This is a genomic window from Rivularia sp. PCC 7116, assembly GCF_000316665.1.
GTDB lineage: Bacteria > Cyanobacteriota > Cyanobacteriia > Cyanobacteriales > Nostocaceae > Rivularia.
In genome coordinates, this window is sequence record NC_019678.1 from 5,660,779 (window position 1) to 5,675,729 (window position 14,951).

The 14,951-nt window shown below is 36.8% G+C and carries 10 protein-coding genes; 3 read left to right on the forward strand and 7 right to left on the reverse strand.

Going from position 1 to position 14,951, the window contains the following annotated elements; all coding sequences use genetic code 11:
• Positions 1-145: 145 nt before the first annotated feature.
• The 6 genes from RIV7116_RS35960 to RIV7116_RS21890 form a co-directional block, all read right to left on the reverse strand.
• Complete coding sequence (locus RIV7116_RS35960) at positions 146-313, reverse strand: hypothetical protein (protein ID WP_015120496.1); 168 nt, start codon at positions 311-313, stop codon at positions 146-148.
• Positions 314-431: 118 nt separating this feature from the next.
• Positions 432-2,279: an asparagine synthase-related protein gene (locus tag RIV7116_RS21870; RefSeq protein ID WP_015120497.1), complete on the reverse strand. Its 1,848-nt coding sequence runs from the start codon at positions 2,277-2,279 to the stop codon at positions 432-434.
• A 210-nt stretch (positions 2,280-2,489) separates the two neighbouring features.
• The gene (locus tag RIV7116_RS21875; RefSeq protein ID WP_015120498.1) at positions 2,490-2,807 is read right to left on the reverse strand and encodes a PqqD family protein; all 318 of its coding nucleotides are present in this window, start codon (positions 2,805-2,807) and stop codon (positions 2,490-2,492) included.
• 504 nt (positions 2,808-3,311) lie between these two features.
• A complete protein-coding gene (locus tag RIV7116_RS21880) occupies positions 3,312-4,679 on the reverse strand; it encodes an adenylate/guanylate cyclase domain-containing protein (protein ID WP_015120499.1) in 1,368 nt (455 codons plus the stop codon).
• A gap of 147 nt (positions 4,680-4,826) precedes the next feature.
• Complete coding sequence (locus RIV7116_RS21885; RefSeq protein WP_015120500.1) at positions 4,827-7,433, reverse strand: COR domain-containing protein; 2,607 nt, start codon at positions 7,431-7,433, stop codon at positions 4,827-4,829.
• Positions 7,434-7,674: 241 nt separating this feature from the next.
• The gene (locus RIV7116_RS21890) at positions 7,675-9,189 is read right to left on the reverse strand and encodes an NAD(P)/FAD-dependent oxidoreductase (protein ID WP_015120501.1); all 1,515 of its coding nucleotides are present in this window, start codon (positions 9,187-9,189) and stop codon (positions 7,675-7,677) included.
• A 404-nt stretch (positions 9,190-9,593) separates the two neighbouring features.
• Between RIV7116_RS21890 and RIV7116_RS21895 the strand changes: the two genes are divergently transcribed.
• On the forward strand, positions 9,594-10,883 hold the full coding sequence (locus RIV7116_RS21895) for a carboxymuconolactone decarboxylase family protein (protein ID WP_015120502.1): 1,290 nt from the start codon (positions 9,594-9,596) through the stop codon (positions 10,881-10,883).
• Between the two features lie 67 nt (positions 10,884-10,950).
• Here RIV7116_RS21895 and RIV7116_RS21900 read toward each other — a convergent pair whose 3' ends face one another.
• On the reverse strand, positions 10,951-12,993 hold the full coding sequence (locus tag RIV7116_RS21900) for a cytochrome c peroxidase (RefSeq protein ID WP_232435715.1): 2,043 nt from the start codon (positions 12,991-12,993) through the stop codon (positions 10,951-10,953).
• A gap of 820 nt (positions 12,994-13,813) precedes the next feature.
• Here RIV7116_RS21900 and RIV7116_RS21905 point away from each other — a divergent pair.
• Positions 13,814-14,086 (forward strand): hypothetical protein, encoded by a 273-nt coding sequence (locus RIV7116_RS21905; protein WP_015120504.1) that lies wholly within the window; start codon positions 13,814-13,816, stop codon positions 14,084-14,086.
• Positions 14,087-14,188: 102 nt separating this feature from the next.
• Positions 14,189-14,581 (forward strand): VanZ family protein, encoded by a 393-nt coding sequence (locus RIV7116_RS21910; RefSeq protein ID WP_015120505.1) that lies wholly within the window; start codon positions 14,189-14,191, stop codon positions 14,579-14,581.
• The last annotated feature ends 370 nt before the right edge of the window (positions 14,582-14,951 follow it).

Here is a 14,951-nt window from a genome sequence, read left to right on the forward strand (position 1 = left end):
AAAAGAGGTGGATATAGTACTTTAAAATATAATATATCCGCCTCTTGGAAATCTCTTATTTATTCTTGAGCAAGAAACAAACTTAAATTAAATGATGATGCATCAATCATTTTTAAAGAAAGTTTCTAATAAGAATAGTAGGAGGTTATCTCCTACCACCCATATCTGGATCGAACGTTCCGTCATCACCACCAGCAGGGAAAGTCATACCCATACCGCTATTTCCATCAGGATAGTTACCAGACATTCCTAAAGTAATACTAGCAACTTGACCTAAAGCAGAAATCTTCATTGCGGAATATTCTTTCTTCATTTGATTGCTCCTTCTAAACTCTTTTCATGTGTGAAATTCACAATTTAATTATAGCTTTTTAAATTAAAATAATAATAATTATTGATGTGTTTTTAAACAAGAAAACACTAGTTGTCATTTAATTTACGTGAATACTTTTTATCCAAATAAAAAACTGCAAAATTGTGTATATGCTGCTAATGTTTAGCATCTTATAATTGTTGCGATTATATGAGTAGCTGTAATAATTTGAGCGAAATGATTTAAGAGAATTTGTGATGTTTTTTATATCGATTAAGCTATCTAAAGGAGAATCAATTGATGATTTTTCTAATAAATCCAGTACTTGTTCATTTTGGGCAATACCTTGATAAAGTAAAGGACTAAAATGATTAAATTTATGTCGCCATGCTAAAGTATCTGGCAGTTTATTATTATTTGCTTTGCGGAGGAATATCTTATTATAAATCGGGTCATTTTGTAGGGATGGATGTAAGTTAATTGCAAATTCCACCAAGCGTTTATCTTCAAAGGAAGAAGTTGATTCTATCTGATGTGCTTTCTGAAAAAGTTTATAAGTTTGATTAACACCTACTGAACCACTAGAGTGGTAACACCAGTTAATTGTTTCGGTGCGATTTTGCGAGATGCTATTTTCCCAGAATTGTTGAAGTGCAATCTGAGTTGACGGTTTTTGTAGATAACTTGGTAGAATCCAAGGAGCTATGTGTTGGGATTTTCTCTTTTCTATTTCAAACCACAAACTATGGATAAACTTTGGCATTCTGGGAAGTAGTATTTCTTTGCACAGTGGTGAATACCATTTCTTTTCAGCTTGGAGATGTTGTACTACTTGTTTCCAACAACCTGAATAAGCTAACTCATCCAAATTGCCATCAAATAATTCATCTCCTAAATCCCCACCAAAAAACAATCCAAACCCCAATTCCTGCATTTTCGCAATGAGTTGAATATTCATCGGCATTGTACAAGAAATTATCGGATCGTCTGGTATTGGTAATTTTTCCCAGGGTTCGGTTAAAGCAACAGCGCGATCGCAATTTACATCATGCCATTTAACTTGCGGGTAGCGTTCTAAGAAAGATTGAATCGGTTTGCGCTCATCAAATTCCCGAAAAATAGTTGTCACATTTGAAAAAGCATCTACTCTCGGTAAATGATTCAATAAAGATACTGTCACCGTAGTAGAGTCTAAGCCGCCACTAATAGTGGTACAAATCGGACGATGACTGCGTAAACGGTCTTTTGTCGCTTGATTTAGTAAATACCAGAACTTCTCGTATAAAATTTCCGGTGATTTGGGTAATTCGTAACGTTCTGGAGTCGGCAACTGAGTAACTTGACGTTCTTGTAACTGTCCCGACTTGAGAATCAGAACAAAACCAGGTCTTAGACGCTTAATATCTGCAAAAGCTGTAATCCCAGGAGGATGCGACCATAAGTTACAAATGGTATGAGCTAAATAAATCTCATCTAATTCCTTACTTACTTGGGGATGCAACAATAGTGTCAAGGCTCGCGATGAAAGCAATAGAGTCTCTCCATCCCAATAGTATGAGAGAGTTCGTCCTCCCAAAACATCGCAACCGACAAACAATAGATCGTTAGAAGCATCCCAGAGGATGAAAACAAACTCCCCTGTTAAATGCTTTAAACAATCAACTCCCCAACGACGATAAGCCTCAATAATTAATTGAGCATCGGTGACATGAGAACGACTAGCTAACAGAGATTCTCTATCATCTATGCGCCCATCCCAAACCAAAACACAACCTTCATGCTCAACTACAGGTGCTTCTTGAGTGGATTCGGGAGTATTAAAAAATTGAGTACGTCCGAGACTCAAACCCACTTCTCGATTATGCCAATCTCCTTTACCATCCCTTCCCAAGACTGTTAAATCATCCAGCATCCTTTGCCAAGGCGTTGCTTTCCGACTATTCCAAGCGCATAAAATTCCACTCATATTTTTATCGGTTATCGATTATCAGTAAAGAGTGATGCATTTATTCTTGCCCTTAAGTTCCCCACTAATTGGTGGTAAGCGTTGGTGCTAAATCCCCCCACCATACCCCTTGTTCACTGTTCACTGATTTTATTGGATAAGCTCATCGAAGAATGCTGCAAAGAATATCTTGTTATTTGCAGCAAATAGTCATACTCAGACAAAATCTACCTAATTTGATGTTTTAGAAATCAGACCAAGCTTTGATAAATCTTGCAGAAAAGCTTGTAAATCGTTCAACACTTGCTCTCGTTGAACTTCATATTCATTAGCAATTTTCTCAACTACTGGCTGTAGAGGCTGTTGATTTTGCAAAGCTTCCCAAAACGGTAAACTAGTTTCACTGAGATTGTAATAAGTACCGCCTGAAACATGTAATAAAATTGCTTCGTTTTCGACCTCAGAGTAAAGAACGTCATCACTTAATCTGAAGCTGACTTGATTGAGAAGATTGTTGTCTATGTCTAGCTGATTGGGGGTATGTTTCATAATATACTCTTAACAACATCTTAACCGCTACTTGTAATATTACGTAAGTGATTCTAAGTATCCGGGAAAAAAAGAAATCATTAGATGATTGTCTTTTTTATAACTTTTCTGAGGAGACATCTCTTGAAAATACTTACTCTCTTTCAGTAGAAAATGACCAAGCAAAAAACCGCAAATCCTTTAAGAATAAAGGGATAGCAGGTAGAAAGTGATGGGTAATTTGGAACAGAAGGGAAAAATTATTTAGCCGAGCATCTTATATTCTTTTTCAGAATATTTACCATCATTAGCATTAACTAAATTTACAGTATAAATAGTTAAGTGTCTAGTATTTTTTGTCACAAAAATATATACGTCTTTCAAAGCAGATTCAATAGAACCTTATAACCAAACTAGATATCTAGAACAATCTACCCTAGCAAATAACATATGCAATTTATGTATAAATGCAGGGAAGAATAGAGAATAGAAAATTACTTTTATCTTATTTTTCTTGGTTTGCGACTAATCAGATACTGGAGCTGCTGAATTATTTTTACCTTTGAGCCAATAGGTTTGCATTTCACCTTTACCTTTAATGGAAGTAACTCCTCTTTCTTCAAACAAAAAGTTATCTTTCAGAAGTTTGTAGGTAGCTTCGGTAACATGAATTCGACCGGGAATTCCATGAGATTCCATCCTACTAGCAATATTTACAGTGTCTCCCCAAAGGTCATAAGTAAATTTTTTAATACCAATTACTCCCGCAACCACCGCTCCGCTATTAATACCAATACGAATTTGAAATTCTTCTCCAGTATCCAAATTAAATTGTGCGATCGCATCTAACATATCGATTGCCATGCTTGCTATGGCTGCTGCATGATCTGTTCGGGGATTGGGTAAACCACCGACTACCATGTAAGCATCACCGATAGTTTTAATTTTTTCTAATTTATAGGATTCTGCAATTAAATCGAAACGAGAAAATATTTGATTGAGTAAATCAACTAATTCTTGCGGCGGAATGCGGCTTGATAAATTTGTAAACCCAACAATATCAGCAAACATTACCGTAGCATCGTTATATCCATCAGCAATCATGATATTGTCGGTTTTTGTTTTTTTGCTGGGTTGAGATTGCTTGAGTCTTTGAGCAATGGGATGTGGCAGAATATTTAACAGCAAGTTTTCTGACTGTGCTTGCTCTAGTGCCAATTTTCCTAGGGTATCCTGAATTTTGTTAACTGCTGGACGAAATACTAATATTCCTTCCAATAACAATACTAATAATATAATTCCCAACAAACCATATTCAACTTGCTTAAGTCGATTTACTCCAGCAATAGTTTCCTGGGTATACCAATTAGAAACATCTTCCAAACCTTGCATTAAAATTTGTTCTTCTGCTAACAATTGAGTAACTGAAGATGTTCCAGATAATCTTGCTCCTCTGGAGCGTCTACCTTCGCTAACGATTTTAGCTGCGGCTTCACGAAACTTAACCCCCGCAGGCTTAATCTTAGCTAATTTATCTTGTAGCGCAACTGTTTGGGTTGGAGACAAACCGGGTGTCTTTTGAGTTGCGATCGCAAGTTCTTCCCCAGAATCTTTCCAATCTATTACTAGCTGCTGAAGTTTTTGCAACTGTTGGGGATTGTTTCTAGTTTCAGGTTCTAGTTTTAACAGCGCGACAAATTTTATAACTTCCTGGCAGAGTGTTTGTCTTTCTTCTATTAAACTGACAACTTCTAAATTTTTCTGCTGCTGCGATAGCATTCCTTGTACTATTATTTGTCCCGAGATAGACAAACATGCAACGAAACCTAAAGAAAAAGTATAAAAAATTGTCAGGCTACGAGTTGAATTATTTAATATAGGTTTTTCTGACATTATATTATTTATGACAATATTTACGATAAATTGGGAACGTTTGTTTCTATATTTCCCAAATCTGTGAATAAAATCACCATAAACACTAAAAAAATTAAAAAATCACCAATTTTTTAATAAGAATGAATTATTTTAGAGTGAGTTAATTTACAAGCTCATCTCTTCCTTTATTCTTTGTAATTTTGAATTACCAGGATTAGATTCACAAGCAGCTTTAACTAATTGCTGTAATTTACCTAGCGATTCAGCCCATGCAATTAATTCAAAAACAACTACCCCCATATTTTCTCCGGTAGTTATTGAATCAAGATTTTCATCTAATTCATAACGAACCATCATCTTTAAATTACTTTTATTTGGATAAGCATTGATAATAGCATCTCTTAATTCTTTTAGTTTTTGACCACGATTGAAATTTAAATTTCTGTCCTCTTCTAATTGCTGTTGTAATAAATTATTTTTATTATTTTCGATTTGCCACAAATTCACATCGTCAATCAATCTGCGGACATCAACCATTTCATAGCTATTGTCACACTCAATCTGGTACCTACCATTTTCTAAACGCTTCCGCAATTTTTCTAAATCATAGCTATAAGGATTCTCACTTCCTGTACATTTTTGGCAGTTACAGGGAACCAAAGTTTCATATTGCAACCGCTCAAAAGAACGATGAATTTTTCCTAATTCATGAGTAATAACTGCGAGTAATTCTTTTTTACGATTTCCCGATACCCTAACTTTAATTTCCCGTTGATTGTAATTCTCAATCACTTCAGCGCGAGTTTCATGGTTATTAAGAATAACCCCGCTTCTCCAAACTAATTTTTGTTCTTCTATAAAAGGGTGCGTTTCAACAATAAAACTGGTAAGAATACCCTTGGGCATAAATTCGTATTTGTAGCGCAAAATGAGATTGTTTGATTTATCCCAATTGTATTCGGGTTCGTTGATATTAAGTAATTGTGGTGCAATATAGTTACCGTAACGATTGGGAATTTGATAACAGAGTTTAAACCGCATCATTAATTGCAGCAGTTCATCTCGCATATCGCTGTATTGGCTATCTTTCCAAATTTCAGCTAGTTTTTCTTGGTTAAAACACCCCAGATTTTCCCTGACAGTTTTATTATCCAATATTTTATAAACCGAAGTTGTCGCCCATTCCGGTTTGAGAATTACATAATGTTTGAGTGTAGAATCATCTTGGAAGTGTAGAAAAACGCCGAGGTCGTGTAGAAAACGACTCAGATATAGCATATCCTCACGGTCAGTTAAATTATGTTTTTGACAAAGTTGATAATATTCTTCTCGGCTAATGTAATTGCGGGAATATTTTTCTATAGCTGAACGGATTTCCACCCATGTTTTTGGCAGCTCTGTACCAATGTGGGGAAGATTAGATATATGGAATTGTATATTTTTTTTAATGTCTTCTAAACCACGATTAGTTGCTACATTAGTTGCCAAAACTTCTTTTAAATGATTGAATTCTCCCCGTAACTGACTTTCGTTTACTTCACACTGACGCTCTTGTTTTTCATTTTTTATAACCAAAATCGGGCTTTTATCGCTTAAAAGTTCGGCAACTTTCATCCACCAGTAAAAGTTAGTGTTTTCCCTCCGAGAATCCGCAACTAAAGCATAAAGAGAACGTTTGGTGAGGAAAAACTGGTGAGTTTGATGGTAGATTTCTTGTCCGCCAAAATCCCAAATATTAACGCGAAATTCTTTACCATTGTCTAACGGGAATTTCCACTGGATTACATCTATACCCTCCGTTGATTCTTCATTAAATTTTAGTTTGTAGTTTTCATCCTCAATTTTTTTCGCTAAAGAAGTTTTACCCGCTCCTCCTTCCCCAATAATTAAAAGTTTTGCTTCGTAAAGACGGTTGATTGTTTGTTCTAACTTTTGCTTGTAAAAGTTTAAGATTACTTGAGAGATTTTACCTCGGATTTCTGCCGGAAGGGATTCTAGGGGATTACCATCAAGCGTAAGCTCTGTTAGATGTGAATGTAAGCGTCCAATCTCAGGTGGTAAACTACTCAGTTGATTGTATCTGAGGTAGAGGGATTGCAAATTGGTGAGTTGTCCAATTTCTTCTGGTAAACTACTCAGTTGATTGTACGAGAGGTGGAGATATTGCAAATTGGAGAGTTGTCCAATCTCAGGTGGTAAACTACTTAGTTGATTGTACGAGAGGTGGAGATATTGCAAATTGGAGAGTTGTCCAATCTCAGGTGGTAAAGTACTCAGTTGATTTTCATTGAGGTAGAGGGATTGCAAATTGGTGAGTTGTCCAATTTCTTCTGGTAAACTACTCAGTTGATTTCTACGGAGATAGAAGCATTGTAACTTGCGAAGTTGTCCAAATTCTGCTGGTAAAGTACTCAGTTGATTTTCATTGAGGTAGAGGGATTGCAAATTGGTGAGTTGTCCAATTTCTTCTGGTAAAATACTTAGCTGATTTCTACGGAGGTAGAGGCATTGTAACTTGCGAAGTTGTCCAATTTCTGCTGGTAAAGTACTCAGTTGATTTTCCAAGAGGTAGAGGAATTGCAAATTGGTGAGTTGTCCAAATTCTTCTGGTAAACTACTCAGTTGATTGTACGAGAGGTGGAGATATTGCAAATTGGTGAGTTGTCCAATCTCAGGTGGTAAAGCCGTCAACTCGTTACCAGAAAGGTCTAATTCCGTCCATCCCTCTGCTGCTGCTTGTTCAATTACCTGTAGCAGTTCTTCCTCGGTCATCAGGCAGTACTGAGATATACGCTACAGTTATTTTATAATAATGACCCAATAGTGACGTGAATCCACCATATTCTGTAAAAATCGTAATTTAATGTGTTTTAGATTACAAATTAATCATCTATAATCCAGTCCACGAAGGTGAACTTTGCCAGTGTCGCAGCGGTTTCTAACCGCCAAATTTATTTTAATAAAAAATATAGAGACGTTGCACTGCAACGTCTCCCTCTGTATCTGCATCATTCTAAGCAGCCTGTAAAACCGAAGCATCTTGTCTTTGATTAACAGAAGTTGTACCAAAGTAATCCCTTCTCTTATCAGAAACAATATCGTAAACAGCTTCCAAAGCAGACTCAATCGAACCTTGCAACCAAGCGGGATATCTAGAACAATGTTCGCCAGCAAATAACAATTGATGTTGTCTTCTAGCTGCTTCTAAATAATTAGAAGTATTAGCAGCTTCATCTTCCCAATGTACCGCGCAACCACCAGCGCTCCATTCGTAATTACCCCAGGCAATGGAAGCTGCTTCTACAACCATATTTTCAGATTGTAATTCGGGATGAACTTTACCAACAACGTCTTTAACATAGTCGTGGCGCTGTGATTCCGACATCATTCCCATGCGATCGGCATCATCACCAATCGTGTAGCTAGCTAACATGACGCTACCGCTATCGGGAGTAAACTTAACAGAAGGATAGTAGGTTTGACGAACACCTTCACCGCTAAAAGAAGCACCACCTTTAATACCTTGCTTTTGCCAAAACGCTTCTTGAGTATGGAAAGCAACCTTAGTGGCAGGGCAATAATAAGTATCGTGAATAGAGTCTAACTTTCTTTCGTCAAATCCTGCTAATTCCATTTTTCGCATTACAGAAAAAGGAATTGTACACAATACATAATCACATTTACGGGTGTATCTTTCGCCATTTTCGATAATATCAATTTCTGTAAATTCGGGATTAACTCTAACAGCAACTACTTTCTGATTGCACTTGATAGGAGATTTAATATATTCTACTAAACGGTCAATTATTTGCTGCATTCCACCTTGAAGCTGTAACAAATCCTTACCAGTTTCCACTACAATATCTTCAAAGAACATATCCAAAGCTTTACTGCAACGAGCGCGGAAACCGGGATTTTGTTTGATGAAAAGTTGTAAATCGATAGATTCTTTATCTTCGCTAAAATAAGGTTCTAAATCCAATCTTTCTAATTCATCCATCAAGTGAGATTCGAGGTCATTTTGTAAACCTTCGCGCAAATCACCGGGAGAAATAGTATCAACAATAGTCTTTAACCAAGCTGCAAATAAACGAGTTGTTTCGCTGTAACGAGTATCTGTAAAAATTCCTTGATAGCGCTGTTGAAAAATCCGAGGAGCATCCTTCATCTTGAAGATTTTACCTTCTAAATTAATGAAAGCATTTTGTTCTTCAAATACAGTCATAAATTTACAAAGTTTGTCGCTCAAACCCATTTCTTCAACATAGTGCAAAGTATGATGGTGGCTGCTAGGAATTCTCATTGCTCCCAACTCTGCGTAAGGTGCGTCATTATCCTTACCAAAGCGATGCGTCCAAACTCTTCCACCAATTCGGGAACTACCTTCGATAATCTCAACTTCATGTCCCAAGCGTTCTAATTCATAAGCTGCAACCAACCCTGCAATTCCTGCGCCTAGAATGGTAACTTTTTTTCCAGGTTGCAAGTTGGTCATTTCACACATATCTAGTAAAGTTGAAGTAAGCATTTTTTTTACCTTGTTCGGTCTGAATCTCGTTCGCGGTATTTCCCGCTTCCGATACTTCATACCGGACGAGTTTTTTAATTTATGCATTTTGGGAAAGAAAAATAGCAGGTAGTTACTCATATCCCGCTCTAAGATTTCCTATAAAAATTTCTCCCTCACTCTCTCCCTCCCTCACTCCCTCCCTCAATCACTTAGGTAATCTTCTATCGGGAAGGGAGTAGGAGGTGCGAATAACGTAGTGGGAGCATCTTACTGCCTACCAAAAAAATATCTCCCCACTCTTCCCACTCTTCCCCCTCTCACCTTGTCACCTTATCTCCCCCACATATGTCTATAGAAGGATATTAGTTGTACCTATTCGGAGTCATCTTGTAGCATAATTATGAAATTAATCTGGTTAGGGAATGAAAACCTTAGCAAATCAGCTTTTACCCTCGTCGGTAGATTTTTCAAGATTGCATCAAGAGTATTCGCCGCTGTTGAATCTTGTTAAACTTTTAATTGGTGTGATTCCCAACTGCGATCCAATCTTAGAAATATGGCAAGTTGGTTTTCGTACTTATAATTTGCTGGTTCCTAATCTTTTAAATTTACCGATATCTTTAATAGACACAAAATCAAATAAAGCACTTTTGGGCTTAGCGATGTATAGCGCTTCTCAGACAGCCCAGTGTGCTTATTGTACTGCTCATTGTTGCTCTTTCGCTTTGCGTCGTGGTTTGTCACCTGAAGTTTTTCAAGGTAATACCAGTCCAAAAGAAAAAGCGGTTATTGATTTGGGACAAGCTTTGTCAGCTATCCCAGCAAATTTACCAAGCAATCTAATTTCAGAATTAAGAACGCATTTTAACGACACAGAATTAGAACAATTAGCTCTGTCAATTGGGATGATGGGGTTTCTCAATAAGTTTATGGATGCTGTAGGTGTAGAATTGGAAGCTGAGTCAATAAACGATGTGTCACATATTCTATCGTCTACAGGCTGGACACCAGGAAAACATCGCGATGAAGAGAAATTGTTGAATGTTTCACATAACATAGTTACGACCGATAGTCTAAAAACATACCTGCGTGTTTTTCTGCAAGCACCTGGAGCTATTTGGATTGAACGACAGTGGACAAATGGTATTTCTGGTAATTCTGTTAATGCCCAAGCATATCTCAAAAATATAGTAGGCTACGATTTTCCACTATTAAAAAATATTAAATCATCAAGGGTAGTCCGCGCATTAACGACTGTTTTACGCGATAACCTTGACCAAAATACTAGTGAAATCGGTGTTAGTGCAAAAGCATTATGTGGTTTAATATTTGCAGCAACGGTTGAAAATGATTATTTGATTAAAGAGTCTATTACTTTAGCAAAACTGTTTAATCGAGACCTTTCACAAACAACTATTGAAACTATTAAAAATATTGCTAATTTATCTGTACCGACTGATAAAAGTGAATCAAAAAAACAGCTTAATAATATAACTACAGCTTTAAAAATATCTCAAAAATCGGCAGCAGCTTTTATATTTACTAGAGCAATTTCTAACAGTCCTGCTGATGTAAACGAAACTATTTTAAGCGAAATATCTCCACTTTTATCTCCAACAGAACTAGTAGAATTAAACGTTTGGATATCCATACAGCAGCTAATGCATCGTCTTGAAAGATATTATTCTGCTATTGGAAACCCCTCTCGATGACAAGGAGAGGGGAAGGGGTGAGGTTTATCTAAATAATTTATTCTACTCCCTACTCCCTTTTACTTAATTATTCCAAAAACTTCGCTAAAGGAGTACCACCATTTCTTCCGACGGCAGGGATTTCTAATAAATTATCTTGAGCTTGTTGAACACCATTAGATGATGCACCCGAATCCACAACTACAGAGTTTTCATCGTTGGGATGTCCGTTAGGAATAAATAACTGTGGATGGTCGAAAGGTGCTTGTTGATTGCGAACTCTTTCGTCTGTAAGACTTTTGAGAAATGCAACTACTTTGTCTTTATCATCTTGAGTTAAATTCAATTCCCGCAATCCACCAAAATTTCCACCTCGCTTATAAAAATCAACTACTTGCTCTAATGTTGATTGTCCGCCATTGTGGAAATAGGGAGCAGTTAATTCTACGTTACGCAATCCCGGTGTTTTAAATGCACTAGTTGCAACTATATCACTGGTCGAATCGGGAATAAAAGGTGGTTCTTCACCTAATAATTTTTTAAATTTACCCTCTAAAGCAAGAGTTGCTTCGGAAAATGAATTATCAAACTCATCTTTACCAGCAAGACCAACATCTTCTCCCGATGGTCTCACACCAATGGCAAAAAAGCCGGTGTCTAGTGCTGGTTGGGGAGGAAATATATCGCGTTCGATACGTCCTTTAATGTTAACGTTGTTAACCGAAGCAGCAGTTAGTTCCGAACCAGCATGACAACCAATACATCCATTACGCTGGAATAATTGGAATCCTTGGATTTGGTCTGCTGTCATAGCACTTGTATTACCACCCAAGAATTCATCAAATGGTGTCTGGTCGGAAATCAAGGTAGATTCGTATTCCTGGATTGCTAACCCGAAAAACAATCCGAAATTATACTCCATCAAAGTATATTCGTTAGTTTTCAAAGGTCGATTTTTAGGTTTGCGGAAAAACCTGCGTCTACCGTTTTTAGGATTAATTCTGATAGCTAAGTTAGAGTCCCACCACTTGCGTCGGAAAGCATCTTTTACCATGCGTTCGTAAGACTTATTCAACCCCGTAGGAGACTTACTCAAAGCACCCAAAACGCTATCATCGCTTGCTACAACCTGTTTATTTAAAGGAGTAACAGCCAGTAATTTTTTACCAAGCTTTCTACCAAATCGTTTAAAACGTCTTCTTCGCTTTGGCTGCTCTATCGGTTGAATCTTGAGACTATCTTGTTTATTTTGTTTGGTTAATTCCAGACTTTCTTCAGCAGATACTCCTTCAACAGCAGAACCCTTTTCAATCAGCTGTCCGCTTTCAGTGAGTACTTCAACATTCTCTTCGGATTCATCAAGATTAACCAAAAATGGTGCGATAACTTCATCATTTTCTGCACCAATCTCAAAAGAATTTAGCGGTGGTCCCAAAGCTTGGGAAGCTAGAGAAGCATTCTTAATTCTGACTCTGACATCCTTAAGTTGTCTTTTAGTCGGAGCTTTTAAAACAAAAGCTCTTTTGTCTCTCAAACCTGAAGGATTTACCCCATTAAAAACATTTTGCGCTTTTCCATCGTACAAATTACGGAAATTAAATACCGCATTTATGACACTGGGAGCATTGCGTTTTGTTACCCTGCGGACATTTACACCATTAACATTAAAGGTTGTATCGTTCAGAGGTGTAGTTACGTCCTCAGCGCTACCGGGTTCGACATCAACGAACTTTGACCTAAATACGCCTTGAGAACTTGTAACATCATCTACACTTCTCAAAACCGTAGAGGAACGGTCATCAACGTTTTCTAGTTGATGAAATGGATAATCCGCAGGTTGTAATTGATAGTTGGGTGCGCTTGCGACATCGAAACTATTATTTTGACCGGGCTGAATTTGGTTCTTCGATCTGCTGTCAGCACCTGCATTAAAGTGACAGCTAGCACAGGATTGGATACCATCGCTACCCACCTGCATATCCCAAAAGAGGGTTTTACCCAAAGCGATCGCAGATGTTTTGTCTTTGATGAAATTGTTAATATTATCCGGTCTGGGAACAGTTACCGAACTCAGGGGACCGAATGGAGCTAACTGTGCTGAAACAGAGTTTCCAGCTAGTATTATTACCATTACTAAGGAAGTGATAGCAGTAAGTTTCTTGCTTCTACGAGATAATTTATTTACCCTCGCAATAGTTAATTTACTGATTCTATTAACCGCCGAAATGGTAGTTATTCGTGTTTTTTTGAACAGCCTTAAAACCATAAAAATAAAAAAGAGCGCAGTGAAATTTTGAATTGCTTAAATAACAATGTATTTGGCTCTATTTTATTGTGAGTTATCTTTGACAACTTTGATGCAAAATATTCTCTCTTTGTCAAAATTATTTACAAGCACATAATTTTAGGTCAAAGGTCAAAGGTCAAAGTTTAAAGGCTAAAGGTGTGTATTCGATGCTAAAGACTATTTTGTGATTATTATAAAAGCACTATTTGTTAAACCTTTATTTGTCAGATGATTTATGAATTTGATTTTAAAAATTTAATTACTAAAAACAAGTATAATATCGAAGTGCGCCCAGCAAGCAGCACATCCTACAAAAAATGTAGAGATGTATTGGTGCTACATCTCCAAAGAGATGAAAACACCATTTCGATTTGATTAAACAACATCATAAAATCAATATTTTACGAGTGCTATAAAAAGATAGTTAAAAAATATTAGGGGGCAGACAAAAGCCTGCCCATCCTTTAAAATTTTGAAGTGCATAAACCACAAGGGTTTAGCTTCTTGGGCACACTGCCTGTATCCGGAATCAGTGTTATCCTAGTCTTGCAACTAGCTCCTCAAGCGTGAATTTCGGCACTCCCTGCCGTATATTTATTACTATAGAAAAAAACCCCTGGGAAAATACCCAAACGACAATTTTCTTTACAAAGGTAGCTTTACAATGGGTAAACTAAATCCTTACAATCTGCAAATGCAAATTACCCGGATGTTCGAGCAAGGACAATCATTCTTTGCAACAACGAAAGTGCACGATTGGTTGAAAGAACATAATCAAAATCCTGCCGATTACGATATTCTTTTCCACAAAATTTATCCCAAAAAATCCGTAGCTCCTGGTTCTGAAGAGGAGATGCTTATAGAAATTGAGCTAAAGCGTAAAGACGGGCAGTTAGTAGATTCTTGGCTGCAAGAACAAATAAATCTGCAAGGATAAGTAATTAAAAATCTAAAATTGATAATAAGCTTGTTTGCGGAATTGCGTTTGTTATACTTGGAGGTATTAACAAACGCTTTTTAATATAACTTTTTATTTGTAATGAAAACTAATCGTACTTGGGCGATCGCCTTTTGGTTTTACATCGGAATTATTTTATCAATATCTATGTCTGCTTATTTAAAAATTATTCCAAATGAAATAGAGCGGTTTCCTTATTATGATACTATTTTACATTTTCTCTTAATAGGATTTTCGGCGTTTTTAGGACATTTAGCATTTAATAAACGTAAAATAGATATTTTAAATTTTTCTCTGCCTTTAGTACCTATTATTATCAGCTTTTTTGTTTTAATTGAAGAATGCTTACAAATGTTTTCACCCCATCGTAGCTTTGATTTAGTCGATTTGGCTGCGGATTTTTGCGGTATGGTTGTATTTACTTTGTTAGCAGAAATGGTTAAGCCAAAAGGCTCGTCGGAGAAAAAATTGTAAATACTTCTCCCTCAATCTTTGGCTACGGTGTATACAGAAGTCTTCAAATCCTACCTAGAAGAGAGTTTTGAACTCGGATAAAATCTTCCAAACCCTTGCGAAGAGTTCGCTCCGCTAACGAAGATGTTCCCCGTTCACCCACAAGGGTGAAGCTCAGGGGTTCTCGAAGAGTGGGGTGGAGGAACTTACAACTTGGGTTAAATTGTGGACTAATTCGATGTGGGTAAATTGACTGATTTTTATGACAGCTTCAGTTAAATTGAGGTATGAGTGTCCGAAAACATTAGATTATTTGATGTATATTGAGTAGGGATTATAAAAACCCGTGTTTTTTATGACTTTATTTCTTCTGTTTGTTATCAAATTTACT

Excerpts from the sequence above, each read along its gene's own strand:
- RIV7116_RS35960 (WP_015120496.1), bottom strand. The coding sequence starts at position 313 with ATGAAGAAAGAATATTCCGCAATGAAGATTTCTGCTTTAGGTCAAGTT.
- RIV7116_RS21880 (WP_015120499.1), bottom strand. The coding sequence starts at position 4,679 with ATGTCAGAAAAACCTATATTAAATAATTCAACTCGTAGCCTGACAATT.
- RIV7116_RS21890 (WP_015120501.1), bottom strand. The coding sequence starts at position 9,189 with ATGCTTACTTCAACTTTACTAGATATGTGTGAAATGACCAACTTGCAA.
- RIV7116_RS21900 (WP_232435715.1), bottom strand. The coding sequence starts at position 12,993 with ATGGTAATAATACTAGCTGGAAACTCTGTTTCAGCACAGTTAGCTCCA.
- RIV7116_RS21905 (WP_015120504.1), top strand. The coding sequence starts at position 13,814 with ATGGGTAAACTAAATCCTTACAATCTGCAAATGCAAATTACCCGGATG.
- RIV7116_RS21885 (WP_015120500.1), bottom strand. The coding sequence starts at position 7,433 with ATGACCGAGGAAGAACTGCTACAGGTAATTGAACAAGCAGCAGCAGAG.
- RIV7116_RS21895 (WP_015120502.1), top strand. The coding sequence starts at position 9,594 with ATGAAAACCTTAGCAAATCAGCTTTTACCCTCGTCGGTAGATTTTTCA.
- RIV7116_RS21870 (WP_015120497.1), bottom strand. The coding sequence starts at position 2,279 with ATGAGTGGAATTTTATGCGCTTGGAATAGTCGGAAAGCAACGCCTTGG.
- RIV7116_RS21910 (WP_015120505.1), top strand. The coding sequence starts at position 14,189 with ATGAAAACTAATCGTACTTGGGCGATCGCCTTTTGGTTTTACATCGGA.
- RIV7116_RS21875 (WP_015120498.1), bottom strand. The coding sequence starts at position 2,807 with ATGAAACATACCCCCAATCAGCTAGACATAGACAACAATCTTCTCAAT.